Here is a 15,386-nt window from a genome sequence, read left to right as displayed (position 1 = left end):
CTCTGGCACCAAGCGTAAGTGGCTGCACAAGCACTACGCCAGTTGATGTCGAACCATCGGCACCAATGCTTGTCCGAGAGGAGACCACCGTCCTGACGTTGCAAAGCCTGCGCGCTTCCGAACGGCAGCGTTTGCGTGTTTTCCTAGACAAGGCCAGTCGCGGCCGGTTCGATGCCATCCACCTCCTCATCAGCGGTTCGCCCCAGCTCAGCGCAGGGGTAGCCCATCAGGCCAGGCAGTTGGCAATCGAAGAAGACAACATTCAATTGCGCGATCAACACGACGCCGGCTCAGTGCGAATTGAGGCGATTGTCTATCACGCCCGTCCGCCGGTCTGTCCCTCATATGGTGCCTTACCCAATGAAGAATCCTTCAAACAGCCGCTTGGTTGTTCGACAGGACATAACCTGGCCGTGATGGTCAACGATCCGCGCGATCTGCTCGACAATCAGGCCGTCAAGGCCGGCGATGGCGATCGTGCTTCTGTACCAGTTGCAACTTACAGAACATTCGGGACGGATAAAGGTGGCTGATACCGCCCTTATCTCGGCAGCACTCCTACCGGAGATTGAAAGCTTCCAATCGCGTCCTGATCTAAAATAAAAGGAACCGCTGGATGCAATATAGGCGCTATATCGAGGGCCTTAGGGCCGTTGCTGTACTTCCGGTCGTACTCTTTCATTTCGGAATTTCGGCGATCCCGGGTGGCTTTAGCGGGGTCGATATCTTCTTCGTCATCTCCGGCTACCTAACCAGCGGAAGCCTCCTGGATGACCTTGAACGCGGCCAATTTTCCATCGTCAACTTCTACTGGCGCCGTGCCCGGCGCATTCTGCCGGCGCTCGTCTTTGTGATGCTTCTCACCTGCATTGCGGCATTGTTCATTCTTCTGCCACCGGATCTGCGCGGATTCAGTCTTAGCATCATAGCTACCTCGACCTTCTGGTCGAACGTTTTCTTCTGGAAAACGTCAAGTTACTTCTCTATCGATGCCGCGCTTCTACCACTGTTGCACACTTGGCCGCTTTCCGTAGCGGAGCAGTACTACATCTTCGCACCAATCCTGATGTTCCTAATCTATCGCTACATCGGGAAGCGCTGGCTGACGACACTTCTTCCGATAATTCTCTGCAGCTTCGTAGTGGCGGTGATGGCGACATCGCTGGCACCCACCGCCGGATTCTATCTGCTGCCGACCCGAATCTGGGAACTCATGTTGGGCGCCCTGCTCATGCTCAAATGCCCCTCGCCGCTGGGCAACCGATTCCTGATGGAGTCGGTGGGGGTGGCCGGATTTGGCCTTCTCGCCATCGGGTTCTTCGCGATTTCGGCGAGTGATCCGTTCCCAGGCTACAACGCCTTGTATCCATGCATCGGAACGGCCCTTCTGATCTATGTTGGCCAAAATACCCCCTCGACGGTCGCCACCCGCATGCTCGAAGTCAGGCCGCTGGTCTGGATTGGGCTCATCTCGTATTCGTTGTATCTTGTTCACTGGCCTCTCAATGCGTTCGCGCACTATCTTTCGTTCCAAAAACTCGATCCGTTGATGACCGGTGCGATGTTGGTGGCAAGCCTCGCATTGGCTGCATTCTCCTGGAAGTTTGTAGAGCAGCCGTTTCGACAGAAGAGGGCCTTCACCTCCCCGGGGCCTATCTTCGCCTTTTCAGCGCTCGCGATCGTTGTCCTTTGTGCCGGCGGAGCGGCGGGGGCGCTCGGCAACGGCTTTCCGCAACGGTTTCCGGACTATGTCCAGCGGCGCATTTCCGTCGGGGACTGGAGGAATGGCATCTGTTTCAACGAGGGCACCAGCCGGATCGAAAGCTGGAATATGGAGGATTGCACGCGCACCAGCGGTTTTCCAACAACGGTTTTTTTGTGGGGCGACTCCTTCGCCGCGCACTATGTTTCCGGCTTGGGTGCTAACATAAATCGATTGCAGGCGAACATCGTTGAATATACGTACGCCAGCTGCGCGCCGATACTCTATTACTACCCGTACGATCGTCTTGATTGTGTCCGGTTCAATCGCAAGGCCTTGGACGTCATCTTGGAAGCGGACATCAAGACGGTTATCCTCAGCGGTAGATGGAGTGACTATGAGGTCAGAGGTTTCGACGGTCTTCAGCAAACAATCGCTACGCTTCGTGCCCTGGGCGTGCGCGTGTTTGTCATCGGCCAGTCTCCGCAGTTCCCAACTGACGTCCGGAAAATTGCGTTCTTCGCCAAGCGCCAAAATCTGGACGATACGTCCTGGCCGATCGCGATGGACCCCGACGTCAACGAACGTGTGCGCTCATTTACCAAAGGCGCCACATTCATCGATCCGCTGAAATTCCTGTGCAGCGCAGGACGCTGCGCCTATTTCGATAGAGGAGAGTTTTTATATTTCGACTATGGTCATTTCTCTTCAGCCGGCGCCACACTGGCAATCTCGAAATACTGGCCGGCTTTTGGCAAGGACAATGCTCTTCCTAAGACGAAGTAGCGGCTCAGCGGCTGACAAGCACCAGTACGGGTCCCAGTGATAGCTCCTGCTTCCGCAGCAGCCGCGACGATGGAGCTGTTCAGGTTTAAGGCCCCCCGATAGTGACCTAGGATGGGTGCTGCCACGCGGCTCGGACTCAGCGTGCATTATCACGTAAATGTTGAGAGAATGAATGGCGCCGCGAAGGGCAATTCCAGCCGTCCAAAGCGACAGGCGTGTCGCGGCCTCGACATTGCAGTGGCGCTTACCTAACACGGCCTCACACTGCCCTCTAAACGGCCCCGAATTTGAACTGACGGCCCCTGGCCGGTTCATCGGGCAGGTCAAGGGCTAGGTGTAGTACACAGGGCTCATAACTTTCAGTTTCTAGTTGGTACGATGGGCCGTGGACGGTCGATGCAGACTTCAAGATGGCGAACGAAGCTCTCCATGCGTGCGTTGTCGAGGCAAGTGCCTTTGCCATGCTCGCGACTGGAGAGATTTCAAAATGAGCCTTGTAAGCGGAGAATGCCGCCGACGCTGTTCGGCTTGCTCGTGCCCTTGACGGCGGTAGGCTCGGCAGGGCCGAGGCCAGAGTTGCCGTAGTGGTCGTAATCGACCTCGGCTGTGACCGTGAAGCCGGGAACGACCATGTAGGCGACGTTTGCAGCCACACCAGCATCCTTGAGCTGATCACCCGAGACCTGAAGGTTGAACGAAGTTTTCTCGTCAAACTCGTAGGTGGCGCCCGCCCAGAAAGCCCACTGGCCGTTCCAGATTTTGTACGAGCCGCGCCCATGATTGGCAATTGCGCCGTTTGAGTCCTCGTTGAGACTGGCATTGGAACCGTAGCCGAAGAGTCCAAACAGCGACAGCTGGTTTGTGACAGCGACGTCGACGCGGATCTTGCCGGCAAAAGCTTCGTAATTGCTGTCATAAGCCGCGACGCCGGTGATCGAGCCCCAGCCTTGCGTGTATTTCAAGCCGGCGACAACGTGCGGAATATAGCTGTCGATAGTACCGGCTGAGCCCGATCCTTGTTCGAGCGAAATCACAGTCGAAATGCCGTTGCCGGCGTCGAAGTGGTACTGAGCCACGTTGGTGTCGAAGCCGGCCGACGGAACGAGCATACTATCGAGAACGTTGCCAGCGTAGCTTGCAAACGTATCGAAGGCCGACCCCTCCTTGCCAACTCGCAGGCCTCCCAGCTCGACCCAGGCAGAAGCCAGTGCGAGGCCGCTGTTGAAATCATAGTTCTGAGGACTGTCATGCGAGTTAGCGCTGTTGCCAAAATTCACCTGGGTTTCGGTATAGGTCGTCAACGCGCCGAGCTCGGTCTGCTGGCCGGTCCAAGTTTTGAACGTGAAGCGTGTGCTGTTTCGCCAAGTGCCTTGGTCCTCGCCAGTTCTCACGTCCGAGGTTCTTGCGCTGTCATACGATCGGACGTCACCCAGGCCGATATCGTAACGGACATAGCCGCCGATGCGCAGGCAGGTCTCGGTGTTGGGAATATAGGAATATCCCGAGCCGAGGACGTCGCAGATCTTGATGTACTCGGCCGGTTCCCGCTCGGCGCCAGCTGCTCGACCGACGGAAATGGTCATCAGAGCAGTTAAGCCGAGAAGAGGACTCTTGATGTACATGTCTAGATCTCCATGAAGGAATAAAAAGGATAGAGGCGAAAGAGCAAGCTTTTCCTCTAAATTTTGTGCGTGTTGTCTCCAATATGTGGACGCCAAAGCGCTTGACACGAGAGGTGAGCCAGCGTAAAAGCCACATGTACTTATAATAGTGTTTTCTGCTAGGAGATTCATTATCGTTTACATGTGAAACACTCCGGTCGGACCGCTGCAGCTCTCCGAATAGAGCAGCAAGCGACATGCCAACCTGAAGCGTAGATGCGGCCGACACCAAAATCGGGCCGACGCGCCTTCGTCTCGCTGGAATCACTTTTTTTGAGGGTCACTGCGAAAAGAAATGTGCGACACGGTTCGCCATGTTCGATATGTGACAGTCTCGTTTAACAGCGACGGCTTCCCGTCTGACCGCAACGGAGGCCGCGCCATCCGCTACCGAGAAGGATCACTGCGCGTACGCTCCGCAAGGGCTGCGCCAGGAACAGAGGGCGTGCACGTCCGAGGCGTCGCATGGTGGCCGCAGCACCTTTTCGCCGCTGTAAGTTCGCCGTGCAGGTACATTGCGCGGCCGGAAGCGAGAGGGAGCGCACCCTGAAACGGCTGCCTACGGCTCGCCTCGAGTAATTGGCGATGAACAGTATTCTCGAGAACTTAGTCTCGACGGAAAGAGCAACGAAAGGAAGCCGCTTGGACGAGCACGATCCGAAGGAAGAACCGATCGAGACCATTTTCCGCAACGGCACAATCACTGCCGTGGGTATCCTGCTTGCCTTTTCCCTCGGCTTCCTCACTCATTGGGCCGCGAACCCCTTGCCATGGCAACTCTACGATCTGTTCGCCGTAGTGCCGATCCTGCTCGGCATCGCACTGCAGATGAGAGCGCTGTCCATGCTGCTCGACATGAGTTCCTTGCGGCGCCCCATCTACGAACGCGCCAATCGCATTTTCATGGTCGGCCTCATCCAGACCGCGTGTGGCGTCGGCATGGCCATCTTGGTCGATCTTTTCGGGATATCGGTAGGGGGCACGCTGCCCGGCGCTTGACGACAAGCCACACCGCTCTTCGCTCGAAGCGACGTCAAGCCGGGGAACCTTGTGCACCCCCTAGCGGCGTCCTCCTTTCATCAAATGAGCCGACGTCAGCTTTAGAGCGTCTCGGTGGCTAAAGCCGGTATGGTTTTTCGGCCGGCAGGGAAGGCCGCTGGCTGGACCTGGATGGCGTCTGAACGAGGCTTGACAGGTCCGTTGCGTCGGACATGAATTTCGCATTGCAAAGTTCTTCCGCAGACGCCTCAAGCACACTGCACTGGCGTCACGTACTCAGACGTTGAATGCGGCACCGCACCATCACCTCAGGCGCAACCATGGCACGCGCGCTCCCCGGCGTGGTTGACCCCATCCTGTCCAAACGAGACTGCGACATAAGCGGGACGCACTGACTTAGGTCAGAGACCAGGACGAGCGCGCAACGAAAGAATGATGGATGAGCGACGTGGGATGACAGCTCCTTGCACACCTCAATCCTGACAAAGTACCGGGACCCCCGGCCGCCTTGGTATACCATCTATCCGACTGTGCCAGACTTCTCTGCGGCAGTTGGTGCTGACGATTATGAGGAATGGCTGGGGGGCCTCCCGGCCGACGAATCGGTGTCGCTCTATTTCCACATTCCGTTTTGCCGATCCATGTGCTGGTATTGCGGCTTCCCTACCGCGGTCATCCGTCGCAACGGCCCGATCCTTAATTATTTAGCGGTGCTGCGTCAGGAGATCAGTTTGGTGTCGGAGCAAGTGCGGCAAGGGCTGCCGGTGAGCGATGTGCATTTCGGCGGCGGAACGCCTCACCTTATCGGGCCAGCCGAGCACTTGGCGCTGATGGAATTTCTACGCCGCCACTTCGCTTTCAGCAAAACTGCTGCGATCGCCGTGGAGATCGATCCCCGAACGTTCACACCGGAAATGGCCGAAGCCCTGGCAGCTAACGGTGTCAACCGCGCGAGCATCGGATGCAGAGCTTTGATCCCGATGTGCAAAGGCGATCAATCGGATCCAGAGTAAGGTGCAGACGGCCGCTGCAGTCCAAAATCTCCGCCGGCATGGCGTTGGCCATATCAACTTCGACCTCATCTTCGGTCTACCGAAACAGACTGTGCAGTCCTGCATCCAGACCGCGATGGCTGCGGTCGCCATGCGCCCCAACCGGCTTGCGGTGTTCGGATACGCGCATATTCCTTCCGTGATAAAGAATCAGCGCCTAATCGAGCAGGCAGGTCTACCGGACGGCGATCTTCGCGCCGAACAGGCTGCAACTGTCGCCGAGACACTGGTTGGCGCTGGCTACCGGGAGATCGGGCTCGATCATTTCGCTCCGCCGGACGACGAACTTGCGCTAGCGCCAGAAGACCGGGCGCCTACGGCGTAATTCGCTGGGATACTCGGCCGATACTTGCAAAACGTGATCGGCTTCGGCGCGTCGGCTATTGGCCGAGTCCGCGAGGGGTATGTTCAGAACGAAGTAACACGGGATTCTTACGCCCGGCACATCGCAAGTGGACGTCTGGCGACATCAAAGGGTCACCGTCTGACCGACGATGACCGGGTGCGCGCAGCGATCATCGAGCGACTGATGTGCGATTTGGAGGCCGACGTGCCGACCATCTGTGCCGCCCACGAAATCGAACCAGCTCGTTTTCTCGATTCAGTTGAGAGTTTGGTGACGCTGGCTGAGGAGGGGATCCTGGACGTCGAAAACGGCTTCATCCGCGTGCGGCCGGAGCACCGCTTTGTTGTTCGCGCCGTTGCTGCTGCATTCGATGCTTTTCTCGCGAATCGATGAGTTGAGGCCACGACGCCGAAAGGCATCAGACCTTGTTTGGCGCTCGTCGGCATGGGCTCTCGCAGAAGACTCCGCAAGCGTATGCAGGGGACTTCCACTTGACGCCGCGTTCACCATCATCTCGCCTGGGTGCGCGCGAAAGCGCACAACCCGGAGCACGCTGCTCTCGGTGTGAGGCTGTGCTCTGCAAAGCACCGGTGATCCACCCTGTCCCTGGACAGCAGCTTGATGGCGTCATCTTGGAGGACGAGAAAAGATTGTCGAGGTACGGGTACGAATTGCCTCGGTCGTCCGTTCAATCGAAAGCACTGTCTGCGGAGGCACCTCTCCTTCATGCAGTGACAGGAGATGCTGGGCGACTTCCTTATCTGCTGCGGTGAGTCGATGATTTAGGCGGAGAAAGTCCATCCAGGTGGGGGTGCGGAATGTCTCCGTCCAAAGTGACGGTGTTTGCAGATTTCGCTGGAGCGTCCAGTTTCGTGCACCGGCACGGCTCTGGACGTGTCGCCGCGTGCGCATGGAGCCCAGAAAGGCCTCGATATTTTCCTCCGATATCAAATACTCGACCTTGGCCACGATAGGGCCACTTCTGGGTTTCAGATCGAGAGCCACGTCCGGCGGATGAAAAACTGAACTTTCTTGATCGGTTTCTTCCCAGGGACGGACCGGCAACACGATCCCCGCTGCTGCAACCAGCAACAGAGCGCCTGCGGCGCCCTCCAATGCTGAGGTCAAGGAATAGTTTTGCGCGACAGAACCCCAGATCCAGCTGCCAGCAGCCATACCGCCTGCGCTCAAGGCGTAGTAAATGGAGAGCGTGCGGCCTACAACCCACCTTGGGCTTGCCAACTGCACCGACACGTCAATGCCCGTCCAGGTGATAAGCCAACCCGCTCCGCCGAGCGCCAGCGAAATGGCCGCCACAGGAAGCGACGATGTAAGGGCAAGGGAGAGGCAACAGACTGCACAAGCCACAGAGGCGAAGGCCACCAGCCTGTTTTGAGACGTGACCTTCCTCAAGAAGCCGTTGCCCATACCCGCGATGAAAGCACCCATGCCGAAGCCGGCCAATAAGATACCGTAGACAATTGGCCCACTCTTCAACTGATCCCGGACGACGAGGGGGAGCAACGCCAGAATGGAGATGCTTGCCAACCCGAAAAGAGCGGCTCGGGCGGTCGCTGCCCTGATCTCCAAAGACATCGCCGTAAAGCGCACTCCGTCATGAATTGCCGTCGTCATTCTCTCACGAGGGAGAGGCGAAGAGCGGACCTCCCATTTGGTGCGCCATATCGCGCTTATGGGCGCCAGATCACTCACCGCAGCCAAGGCGAAAGCGGCCAGCGGCCCAAAGACGGCCAGGATCACGCCCCCCAAGGCTGGACCAACGCTGCGCACAATGTTGTATCCGACGGACATAAGCGTCACTGCGGCCGGAATGTCGCGTTTGTGAAGGATATCGCCGACCGAAGCGTGCCAAGCCGGATCATTCAAGGCAAAGCCGCAGCCGGCCAGGAAACCTAACCCGAGAATCAGCCAAGGACTGACAAATCCCAGACCCACAGAAATCATCAGCGTCGTCGACGCCGATGCTATCAGGCAGTGTCCCGCAAACATCACCCACCGGCGGCTGAAGTTGTCGGCAATGGCTCCGGCGAAAACTGAGAGGAAGAACACCGGCAATGTGGATGCGGCCTGGACGAGTGCCACCATGAGGTCGGACGCTGAAATCGTTGCCATAAGCCAACTGATGGCGACCGTTTGCACTAGCCAACCGAGGCTGGAAATCTGGGTGGCCGCCCAAATTGAGCGAAACACCTTGTTTCGAAATGGGGCGAGCGTCTTTGAAACGGGCGGTTGGGGATTTTCGCTCTGCATGAGGTATTGCTGGCCTTCGATGAGCGCTGCGATTTGAGCAAGCGGGTCGATACTTAGACATCGCGGAGCACCGCACGGACCCCAGCTCTATGGAGCTTGCCGGCGACTATTTGCGTATTGAGCCATTCTCATAGTCTCATTCATGAGCAGTCCTGTGCGCAAGCATTGCTTTGCTAAATTCCCACCACAAGCGCGCCGCCGCTGAGACCCGCACCCGCTGCCGCCAAGAGGACTTTCTCGCCAGGCCGAAACGGCTGCGCCCGATGGGCCAGCGACAATGAGAGCGGGATCGTCGCGGCGGAAGAGTTGCCATATTCGGCGATCGTCTTGACGATCGAGTGATCAGCGATGCCGAGGTTCCTGCCGACCGCGTCGAAAATGCGCGCATTGGCCTGATGCGGCACGAAACGATCGAGGTCTTGCGGCCTCAGTCGGGCAGCAGTGAGCGCATCTCTCGAGCAGGCGGTCATCATCTCCACGGCCTTGCTGAATACTTCACGGCCGTCAGTGATCGTCATCCGTGTCTGCGCGAGGTCGAGGTCGGCATGGAACGGAGTGTTGCTTCCCCCGGCGGGAATCTGGATTAGCCCGTAGCGCGAGCCGTCGGAATCCACCGAAGCGCCGAGAATGCCTCGATCCGGGTCATCGCAAGGACTGATCACCATGGCGCCGGCGGCATCGGCAAACAGCACGGCGCTGGCGCGCTCGGCCAAATTGATGCGGTGGCTGAGGATGTTGGCGGCGATGACAAGGCTCGCTTTGCCGTGCAGGCGGGTGAACCCGTCGGCGAACATCAGCGCATAGATGAAGCCGGCGCAGGCGCCGGTCAGGTCGATCGCTCCGGCGCGGCCTAGCCCCAGCCGATGTGCGACCAGCGGCGCGCTTGGCGGCAGAAGGTGATCGGGCGTCGACGTGGCGAGCAAGAGTAGACCGACGTCGCCGCGGTCGATACCGGCATTGGTCAGCGCCATGTCGCCGGCAGAGGCGGCAAGGCCCGACAGCGTGTCTTCGTCTGTTGCCCAGAAGCGCGAGCGAATTCCGGTGCGCCGCTCGATCCAGCCGGGCTCAAGCCCGAGCCGGTCTTCGATTTCCGGGTTCTCGACCTTGCGCGTCGGCGCATGATGGCCGAAGCCGAGAACGCGCGACGATAGGTTCATGGCCGCGAGCCGAAGCGTTCGCCGGCCTCCTCTATCGCGTCATAGAGCCCGTCCAATTCGTCGCTGGTGATGCAATAGGGCGGCAGAAGATAGAGGACATTGCCGAGCGGGCGCACCAACAGGCCGCGCTCAAGGAAAAAAGCGCGCAGTTTTGGCCCGATCTCGGCCAGATAACCGGCTGAGCCGGTGCGTAGGTCGAGTGCCGCGATGGTGCCGGTTGTCCGGCAGTCGGTGAAATATGGATTGCCCCGGAAGCGTTGCAGCCCGGCGGCCTGCCTCGCGCTCAAGACCGCGATCCGCTCGGCCACCGGCTCGTCACGCCAGATCTCGACATTGGCAAGTGCTGCCGCGCAGGCGATCGGATTGGCGGTGTAGGAGCTCGAATGGAAAAACGTCTTCTTGCGATCCTCCGAAAAGTGAGCGTGGAAGATGGCATCGGTGGCGATCGTGGCGGCCAGCGGGATGGTACCACCGGTCAGACCTTTCGACGTGCACAAGATGTCCGGCGAGACGGACGCCTGTTCGCAGGCAAACATGGTTCCGGTGCGCCCCCAGCCGGTCATCACTTCATCGGCGATCAGCAGCGTGCCGGAGGCTTCGGCGATCCTCTTCAATTCGGCAAGAACCCAGGCCGGATACATCAGCATGCCGCCGGCGCCAAGCACCAGCGGCTCGACGATCAGCGCGGCTGCGCGCCGGTCGCGGCTAACGGCCTCGAACCGATCCAGCGTTTCCTGCTCGCGCCCGGCGGCCGGGAAGGGGATGGCGTCGACCTCGAACAGCAAAGGATCATAGGCGGCGTTGAAGACGCCGCGGGCGCCGACGCTCATCGCCCCGATCGTGTCGCCATGATAGCTGTGCTCCATGACGGCGATGCGCGAACGCGGCGCGCCGATGTTGCGGAAATAGCCGAGCGCCATCTTCAGCGCGACTTCGACTGAGGTCGAGCCACTGTCGGAATAGAACACCCGGTCGAGGCCGGCGGGTGCGATGCCGACAAGCGCCTCGGCCAGCCGTTCGGCCGGCTCGTGGGTGAAGCCCGCGAAGATGATCTGGTCGAGGCTCGAAGCGGTCGTCTCGATGGCCTTCATGATGCGGGGGTGGCGATGGCCATGGGTGACGACCCACCAGGAAGAAATCGCATCGAGGATGCGGAAGCCTTCGGCCTTGTGGAGATAGGCGCCTTCAGTCAGCACGATTTCAGGGACCGAGGGCTCTAGCGCGTGCTGCGTGAACGGATGCCAGACTCGAGACTCCGCCATCAGTCGCCTCCGGCAATCATGGCCAGGTCGAAGCCGGAAATCATTGCATCTCTCAACGTTTCACCCGTCAGCGGACCGAGGTGCGGCAGCCTGCCCAGCTGCGGCACGCCGCCGAATTCCACGATTGTCCTTTGTGTATCGGCCACCTCTTCGCCAATGAAGGCAATGCCGATGAGCGGGATGGAGCGGGCTTTCAGGGCCTCGATCGACAACAGCGTATGATTGATGGTGCCAAGCGCGGTGCGGGCGCACAGTATGACCGGCAGCCGCCATTGTTCGAATATGTCAATGAACCTTGTCTGTCGATTGAGCGGCACCATCAGCCCGCCGGCGCCTTCGATGACGAGCGGTGTCGGCAGGACCGGAAATGAAAGATCGTCGGCCTCGATCGCGACGCCGTCGATTTCGGCTGATCGATGCGGCGACAGCGGCATCGTCAGTCGATAGACTTCGGGCAGCACGCGTCCGTCGGGCAAGCCGGAAAGCCGGGCGACGACCTCGCTGTCGGTCTCCTCGTTGAGGCCCGATTGCACCGGCTTCCAGTAGAAGCCGTCGAGCAGCCCGGCAAGTCCGGCCGAAAACACTGTCTTGCCAATTCCAGTGTCTGTTCCGGTGACGACGATGCGTTTGGTCATGCTGTGGCCAACACTCCGACGAGAGCCTCGACCATGGCGGAAATGTCGGCTTCGTCGACGTTGAGAGTCAGCGAAATGCGCAGGCGCGACGTACCCTCAGGCACTGTCGGCGGGCGAATGCCGCGTATGTCGAAGCCGCGTGCCTGCAGTCCTGCCGCCACCGCCATGGTGCGGCTGTTATCGCCGATCACAAGCGGCTGGATCTGCGAGCCGCTGGGCATCACGCCGCAGCGTTCGGCCAATTGCCGGCTCGCGAAAGCGACACGCTCGTGCAACTGAGCACGACGCATAGGCTCGTCAGACAGAATAGTCAGCGCCTCACGTGCCACGACTGCCATCAGCGGCGATGGTGCGGTCGCATAGATGAATGGCCGGCACCGGTTGATAAGATAGTCGCAGAGTGTTCGCGGTCCGGTAACGAGCGCGCCGGATGCGCCAAGCGCCTTGCCGCATGTGTGGAGCGTGACGATGTTGTCGCGGCCTTCATACGCGGCGGCCAGTCCCCGGCCGTACGGCCCCCAGACGCCGGTGGCATGCGCTTCATCGACGACGATGAATGCCTGGTACCGATCAGCCAGCGCGACCAGGCTCTCCATCGGCGCACGGTCGCCATCCATGCTGTAAAGGCTTTCGAAGGCGATCCACACCCGCCCCATGCCGCCTTCGGCGCGCCAGCGGGTGATTGCGTCCTCGACAGCGTCGACGTCGTTGTGCGCGGCCAGCTTGAACTCAGCGCGCCCGGCTTGGGCACCCTCATGCATGCTGGCATGAGCGAGCTCGTCGAGGACCAGCAGGTCGCCTTTCTGCGGCAGGGCCGTCAGCAGAGCGAAGTTGGCGATATAGCCGCTGCCGAAGAACAGTGCACGCTCGGCTCCGAAAAATGCCGCTGCGTCCGCCTCCAGTTGCTCATGTTCCGGTGCATTGCCGCGCAACAGCCGCGATCCGGTTGCGCCCACTGGCGTGCCCCGCGCAATCGCCGTCGAAACCGCATCGCCGAGTCTTTTGGAGGCGGCAAGTCCGATATAGTCGTTCGACGAGAAGTCGAGCCCGGCGCGCGGTGCGAGCGTCCGTAACCGGTCCTTGCGCCCCAGTCCCCGCAAGGTTGCGTCATAGCGGGCAAGAATTGCCTCCTTCATTGCGTGGCGAGTTCCATAGGCTCAATGCCGAGGCGCCGGAACAGAAGGGTATCCTTGTCCTCGCCGGGATTTCCCGCCGTCAGCAGCGTGTCGCCGACAAAGATCGAATTGGCGCCGGCAAAGAAGCACAGCGCCTGCGTTTCGTCGCTCATCGCCGTCCTGCCGGCGGACAGCCTTACATAGGATTTCGGCATCATCACCCGCGCGAGCGCAACGATGCGGACGAAATCGATCGGATCGATGGCGTCGGCCGCGGCAAGCGGCGTGCCTTCGATGGGAATAAGCATGTTGATCGGCACGCTTTCCGGCGGCTCGGGCAGGTTCGCGAGCGTGACCAGCATGTCGATGCGATCGGTCTTTTCTTCTCCCATCCCGACAATGCCGCCGCAGCAGACTTTCATCCCAACCGCGCGCACGTGCCCAAGCGTTTCCAGCCGGTCGGCAAAAGTCCTGGTTGAAATAACCTCGCCATAGTAGCGCTCAGAGGTATCGATGTTGTGGTTATAGTAGTCGAGACCGGCCTGCTTCAGGCGAGCAGCTTGCTCAAGATCGAGCATGCCGAGCGTCATGCAGGTCTCCATGCCGAGGGCCTTGACGCCCTCAATCATGGCGACCACAACGTCCATGTCGCGCTCCTTGGGAATTCGCCACGCCGCGCCCATGCAATAGCGCGTTGCGCCGCCATCACGCGCCTTGGCCGCTTCGTCGATGACATGCTTGACGTCCACCAGCTTCGACGCCTTCACACCGGTTTCGTAATGCGCAGACTGGCTGCAATAGCCGCAATCTTCAGGGCACCCGCCGGTCTTGATGCTAAGGAGCCGCGACAGCTGCACTCGGTTTCGATCGAAGTTCTGGCGGTGGATCGTCTGAGCTAGGAACAGCAGATCGTTGAATGGCATGCCGTAGATGGCCTCGGCCTCTTTGCGGTTCCATCGCGGAGGCGTTCCATCGACCAATTGCATGGTCTGGTTCACGTCGAACTCCGAGTTCATTCCAATCGTCATCGTCAAACCTTTGTTTGCTAGTCCGGTACGCCTTCTTGGCTTTGGGGCGCACTCGCTAAAGGCGAGCTGCGGCACGTCTTTCCAGCACCTCCTACGCCTGCCGAGCTGATGTTGCTCCTCACGCCGTAATCCTCAGTTCAAGTGCTTGCAGATGTTCTGGTGGTCCGGCATGTCCAGGCCGATGTCGAGGATCGGGGCGCTGTGCGTCAGCCAACCCATGGAGATGAGATCGACACCGGTCGCCGCAATCGCCGCCGCCGTTTTCGGCATCACCCGACCGGACGCCTCGGTGATCGTACGGCCATCCACTATAGAAACCGCGCGGGCAAGATCCTCGACCGACATATTGTCGAGCAGCACCGCGTCAACACCAATCGCGAGCGCTGCATCGAGCTGCTTCAGCGTGTCGACCTCGACCTCGACCTTCACCATATGCCCTGCTGCGGCGCGCGCCCGCTCTATTGCTGTGCGGATATCGCCGGCGATCGCGATGTGGTTGTCCTTTATGAGCACGCCGTCATCGAGGCCGAACCGGTGATTGGCACCGCCGCCGACGCGCACGGCGTATTTCTCCAATGCCCGCAGCCCGGGCGTCGTCTTTCGCGTCGATACAATCCTCGCCTTGTGACCGCGCACGGCCTCAACCATGGCCGCTGTGGCAGTGGCAATGCCGCTCAGCCGGCATAAGAAATTGAGGGCCGTGCGTTCGGCCGTGAGCAGGCCTCGTGCGGGTCCGGACAATCTTGCAATGGTTTCCCCGGCCCCAACCTCGCTGCCATCAGGGCGCCAGATCTGGATGTTGATCGCCGGTTCCACGAGAAGGAAGGCATACGAGACCAGATCGAGCCCGGCAACGACGCCCGCCTGCCTCGCTTTGAGCACCAACGTGGCAGTGCAATCATACGGGATAACCGCATCGGTGGTCAGGTCGCCGGATCTGCCCAGGTCTTCGAGGAGCGCAATGCGCACAATCGGTTCGATCAGGGTCGCGGGGAGGGGGGAGAATGAAGTCATATCAAGTGCTCCGTATGGTAGCCCGGCAATCGAGTGCGGCCGCGGCCCGCATTGCGCTGTGCAGTGTCAGCCGTGATGGGCGCACGTTGGCATCGTGGAGCGGGAAATCGGACCGACAGTGCGCGCCTCGACTCTCTTCCCGCCTCAGGGCCGCCGCGGCGATCATCAGTGAGACCAAAGCCGGACCAGAGGCAGCGACACTATTGGCTGCGATCGGCAGCAGGGTCGCCACCGCTTCGCGCATTGCCTCGCCGTCGCGGATGATACCCAGGGCGGCGGAGACAATCGGGCGGACCACGGAAGCGTCTGGTCGTGGAGGGACGAATGTGGAGCATCTGCGCGGTCGCCGGGTATACGA

Annotated in this window: 11 protein-coding genes and 2 pseudogenes; 4 read left to right on the top strand and 9 right to left on the bottom strand. The window is 60.0% G+C overall.

Annotation, left to right across the window (positions count from 1 at the left end):
• Window positions 1-2 precede the first annotated feature (2 nt).
• Window positions 3-533 (top strand): CpaD family pilus assembly lipoprotein, encoded by a 531-nt coding sequence (locus EN906_RS06485; protein WP_127375105.1) that lies wholly within the window; start codon window positions 3-5, stop codon window positions 531-533.
• A gap of 83 nt (window positions 534-616) precedes the next feature.
• Window positions 617-2,488 (top strand): acyltransferase family protein, encoded by a 1,872-nt coding sequence (locus EN906_RS06480; protein ID WP_127213821.1) that lies wholly within the window; start codon window positions 617-619, stop codon window positions 2,486-2,488.
• A gap of 482 nt (window positions 2,489-2,970) precedes the next feature.
• Here EN906_RS06480 and EN906_RS06475 read toward each other — a convergent pair whose 3' ends face one another.
• A complete protein-coding gene (locus tag EN906_RS06475) occupies window positions 2,971-4,110 on the bottom strand; it encodes a porin (RefSeq protein ID WP_127213822.1) in 1,140 nt (379 codons plus the stop codon).
• A gap of 681 nt (window positions 4,111-4,791) precedes the next feature.
• Here EN906_RS06475 and EN906_RS06470 point away from each other — a divergent pair.
• Both EN906_RS06470 and hemN read left to right on the top strand, forming a co-directional pair.
• On the top strand, window positions 4,792-5,148 hold the full coding sequence (locus tag EN906_RS06470) for a hypothetical protein (protein WP_024505577.1): 357 nt from the start codon (window positions 4,792-4,794) through the stop codon (window positions 5,146-5,148).
• A gap of 464 nt (window positions 5,149-5,612) precedes the next feature.
• A pseudogene (gene hemN, locus EN906_RS06465) lies at window positions 5,613-6,939 on the top strand (oxygen-independent coproporphyrinogen III oxidase).
• Between the two features lie 234 nt (window positions 6,940-7,173).
• Here hemN and EN906_RS06460 read toward each other — a convergent pair.
• From EN906_RS06460 to EN906_RS38945, 8 genes and pseudogenes are all read right to left on the bottom strand, one after another.
• Entirely contained in the window at window positions 7,174-8,817 is a 1,644-nt protein-coding gene (locus EN906_RS06460; RefSeq protein ID WP_063169257.1) for an MFS transporter, read from the bottom strand.
• A 173-nt stretch (window positions 8,818-8,990) separates the two neighbouring features.
• Complete coding sequence (locus EN906_RS06455; RefSeq protein WP_063169256.1) at window positions 8,991-9,974, bottom strand: beta-ketoacyl-ACP synthase III; 984 nt, start codon at window positions 9,972-9,974, stop codon at window positions 8,991-8,993.
• Entirely contained in the window at window positions 9,971-11,236 is a 1,266-nt protein-coding gene (locus tag EN906_RS06450; protein ID WP_127270883.1) for an adenosylmethionine--8-amino-7-oxononanoate transaminase, read from the bottom strand. Before EN906_RS06450 ends, EN906_RS06455 begins: the two co-directional genes overlap by 4 nt.
• Window positions 11,236-11,871, bottom strand: coding sequence for a dethiobiotin synthase (bioD, locus tag EN906_RS06445; protein WP_127269495.1), 636 nt, complete (start codon window positions 11,869-11,871; stop codon window positions 11,236-11,238). The genes EN906_RS06450 and bioD overlap by 1 nt, the downstream gene beginning before the upstream one ends.
• Window positions 11,868-13,007 (bottom strand): 8-amino-7-oxononanoate synthase, encoded by a 1,140-nt coding sequence (locus tag EN906_RS06440; RefSeq protein WP_127269494.1) that lies wholly within the window; start codon window positions 13,005-13,007, stop codon window positions 11,868-11,870. The genes bioD and EN906_RS06440 overlap by 4 nt, the downstream gene beginning before the upstream one ends.
• Window positions 13,004-13,972 carry a biotin synthase BioB gene (gene bioB, locus EN906_RS06435; RefSeq protein ID WP_236383478.1) on the bottom strand — a complete coding sequence of 323 codons (969 nt, stop codon included), beginning with the start codon at window positions 13,970-13,972 and terminating at the stop codon, window positions 13,004-13,006. Before bioB ends, EN906_RS06440 begins: the two co-directional genes overlap by 4 nt.
• 174 nt (window positions 13,973-14,146) lie before the next feature.
• A complete protein-coding gene (gene nadC / locus EN906_RS06430; protein WP_127269492.1) occupies window positions 14,147-15,028 on the bottom strand; it encodes a carboxylating nicotinate-nucleotide diphosphorylase in 882 nt (293 codons plus the stop codon).
• A 1-nt stretch (window position 15,029) separates the two neighbouring features.
• A pseudogene (locus tag EN906_RS38945) lies at window positions 15,030-15,386 on the bottom strand (L-aspartate oxidase); the annotation flags it as partial.

The organism is Mesorhizobium sp. M7A.F.Ca.CA.004.06.1.1 (assembly GCF_003999135.1).
In the GTDB taxonomy this organism is placed as follows: Bacteria; Pseudomonadota; Alphaproteobacteria; order Rhizobiales; family Rhizobiaceae; genus Mesorhizobium.
Note: the sequence above shows the minus strand (reverse complement) of the source record. Positions and strands in the feature narration are given on the sequence as shown.